Origin of the sequence: Accumulibacter sp. (assembly GCF_029255285.1) — a bacterium.
Taxonomy (GTDB): Bacteria; Pseudomonadota; Gammaproteobacteria; order Burkholderiales; family Rhodocyclaceae; genus Accumulibacter.
The window spans coordinates 1-3,155 of record NZ_JAPUVI010000038.1; the positions used below are offsets into that span (position 1 = coordinate 1).

Consider the following 3,155-nt stretch of genomic DNA (forward strand, 5'->3'; position numbering starts at 1 on the left):
CGGTCGATCAGGGTGCCCAAGGGCACGTCGAACAGCATGCTGTAGTGGCGACGGGGCAGATCCTCGCGGCGCAGCCCCAGAAGCTCGAGGGCGGACTGGTCGGCGCCGAGCAGATCGCCGTCGGGGCCGATTGCCAGCATGGCCTCGCAGAGACTGCCGACATGGTCGGGCCGTACATGAAAACCGATCAGGCCTTGATGGGCAAACTCGGATTCGAACAAACGCTTTTCGATGATTCGCGACGACATTTTGACTAGACCGAGAGAATGGCGCTGGTATGCGCGGTAGTCGCTGGAAATATCCAGCACGCCCATCAGACGCCCTTGGGCATCCTGAATCGGCGCGGCACTGCAGGTGAGGAAGGCGTTGCCTTCGAAAAAGTGTTCGGAGCCGAAGACATTCACGGCGTTGCGCTCGGCCAGCGCCGTGCCGATGGCGTTGGTTCCGCGTTCGGATTCGTGCCAGTTGGCGCCCGGACGCAGCGCGACTTGCTCGGCCTGACACAGAAAATCGGGATCGCCATAGCTCTGCAGCAGCATGCCCCGCGAATCGGCAAGCACAACCATGCTATGGGAGTTACGGATCTGCTCGAAGAGGTGCTCCAGAACCGGCTGGGCGTGGGACAGTAGCGTGCGATTACGTTCGCGGGCTTCGGCCACCACCCGCTGGTCGGGCTCGCCGCCACCCTTGCGGGCCGGATCGAGACCAGCCTGACGGCACCGTTCCCACGAACGTAACACATTGTTGTCGAGCAAGGCGGCCGGCAGCTCACCCCGACCAAAGAACAGCGAGCGCGCCTCAAGAAGGCTGACCGAACGGGCTTCGGTATTGAATGGAACCTGCATTTGTCTTCCCCCTTCCGCCGATGCGGAATATCAGCCGGGATCGAGCCCGGTTTTTGTATGTGCTCCAAAATGTAGCAGCCGAATCATATTTCAGCAATGTGACTGCTCCACCGTGCATCTCCCTGAGCAAATCCCGCGCCAGTTTATCGCCCCATAAACAGAACATATAAACTCGGCTGCCACTGCACGCAAGCGCAAGGTTCGCGCTTTCGATCAAACTTGGCACGCCCCTTGCTGCTTGCTCACCGCCACGGCGATACGCCTCAGGGCGAAGCGCTCGACGAATTCCAATCATGACCAAAGGTGACCCAGGTGACAGTTCGCAATTTCTCCCTCATCCGTACCCTCTCCGCCGCAGCCCTGACGCTCGCCGCCGGCCTCGTGTTCGCCCACGGCGACGTGACTCCGCAGGCAGTCGACACCTCGACGCTGAAGTCGGTCGGCAAGGAATGGCTGGCCAAGAACCCCTACCTTGGCGACAAGGAAGCGATCCGCATCGGCAGCTCCGCCTTCAATCAGAACTGCGCCCGCTGTCACGGCCTCGGCGCGGTATCCGGCGGCATCGCCCCTGACCTGCGCTACCTGCCGACCGGCCAGGAAGGCGACGAAATCTTCCTGCAGCGCATCCGCCACGGCGCCACCCGCGACGGTCGCGTGTATATGCCCCCGTTCGAAGGCATCCTCTCCCAGGAAGCCATGTGGACCATCCGCGCCTGGCTGGAGACCGTCCGTGAAGACTGATCGTCGTCGCTTCCTGCTGGCCGCCGGCGCCGTGGCGCTGACCGCCAGCCTCCCGGCCCGCGCCCAAGGCGTCGCCAGCCCGCTCGCCGACATTCGCCAGCGCGGCCACCTGAAAGTCGCGGTGTACAACGACTTCGCCCCGTGGTCGCTGAAGGGCAAAGGCATCGACGTGGAGCTTGCCGAAGCGCTCGGCAAGCAGCTCAAGCTGACGGCCCAGGTGGTCGGCTACACCGCCGACGAGGACATGGACGACGACCTGCGCAACATGGTCTGGAAGGGCCATTACCTGGGCACTGCGCCGTCCGACGTGATGATGCACGTACCGGTCGATTCCTACCTGCAGGGCAAGAACGACAAGGTGAAGATCTTCGGCCCCTACCATCTGGAAACCGTCGCCGTCGCCCGCGTGCAGCGCATCGGCCAGATCCGCGGCTCGGCGGCCACGGCACTGGAAGTATTCACCCGCGAGAAGATCGGCGTCGAAGGCCGCAGCCTGGCCGACGCCTTCCTGCTCGGCGTGCTGAGCGGCCGGCTGCGCGAAAACGTGGTCCATTTCGGCAGCATCGCCGCCGCCGTCGAGAAGCTGAAGGCCGGCGACCTTGCGGCCGTGATGGGCCCACGCTCGGAGATCGAAGCGGCGCTCGGCAAGGACAGCCGTTTCGTTGTCGAAGTCGTGCAGATGCCCGAACTGAAGATCAACAGCTGGCCGCTCGGGATGGCCGTCAAGGCCGACGAAGGCGAACTCGCCGACGCGCTCGCCGACGCACTCCACGCGCTGCAGAAAGATGGTACGGTGGCCGCGATCTTCGCCCGCCACGGCGTCACCTATGTCCAGCCTACGCTGTAATCGAGACCAACAATGAGCCGTGTCACCGCGCTTCACAGCCTTCTCGCCGCTTGCGCGCTGCTACCGGGCGCGGCGTTTGCCGCGCCTTTTGCCTACGTGCCGAACGAGAGATCGGCCACCGTATCGGTGATCGACACCGCCACCGATACGGTGGTCCGCACCCTGCCCGGCGGTCAGCGCCCGCGCGGCATCGCCACCGATGGCAGGCGCCTTTACATCAGCGAGGCGCCCGCCGACGGGCTGGCAATCGTCGACACCGCCGCCGAAGAGCCGATCCGCCGGATTGCCCTCGGCAAATCGCCGGAAGGCATCAGCGTCTCGAGCGACCGCAAGCTGGTCGCCGCGGCGGTGGAAGAATCCAATAGCGTGGTCCTGATCGAAGCGGCTACGGGGCGCAAGCTCGCCGACATCAAGGTGCGCGGCAAAAACCCGGAGCACGCGGTGTTCAGCCCCGACGGCCGCTGGCTGCTGGTCAGCGCCGAAGAGGCCGAGCAGGTGGATCTCATCGATGTGAAGGCCCGCCGGCAGGTGGCGCAGATTCCCGTCGGCAAGCGTCCGCGGGGCATCGGCTTCACACCGGACGGTCGCCGCGCCTACGTGGCCTGCGAACTGGCAAGCACCGTCTACGCCATCGATATGGGGCGCCGCCAGGTGATGGCCACGATCAAGGCCGGCAGCTTCTCCAACGGCGTCACCGTCGCCCCCGACGGCAGCCGCGTCTA

The 3,155-nt window shown here is 64.8% G+C and carries 4 protein-coding genes; 3 read left to right on the forward strand and 1 reads right to left on the reverse strand.

Translation table 11 applies throughout. The features are described from left to right. The coding region (locus Q1M07_RS05685) for a GAF domain-containing protein (protein WP_300451923.1) at positions 1 to 755 on the reverse strand (755 nt) is incomplete at its 3' end. A 393-nt stretch (positions 756 to 1,148) separates the two neighbouring features. Between Q1M07_RS05685 and pedF the strand changes: the two genes are divergently transcribed. From pedF to Q1M07_RS05700, 3 genes are all read left to right on the forward strand, one after another. Continuing rightward, positions 1,149 to 1,586: a cytochrome c-550 PedF gene (gene pedF, locus Q1M07_RS05690; protein WP_300451926.1), complete on the forward strand. Its 438-nt coding sequence runs from the start codon at positions 1,149 to 1,151 to the stop codon at positions 1,584 to 1,586. A 31-nt stretch (positions 1,587 to 1,617) separates the two neighbouring features. Further along, entirely contained in the window at positions 1,618 to 2,433 is an 816-nt protein-coding gene (locus Q1M07_RS05695) for a transporter substrate-binding domain-containing protein (protein WP_300451929.1), read from the forward strand. Positions 2,434 to 2,445: 12 nt separating this feature from the next. Continuing rightward, positions 2,446 to 3,155, forward strand: a 710-nt coding sequence (locus Q1M07_RS05700) for a hypothetical protein (RefSeq protein WP_300451932.1), incomplete at its 3' end; no start/stop codon positions are given.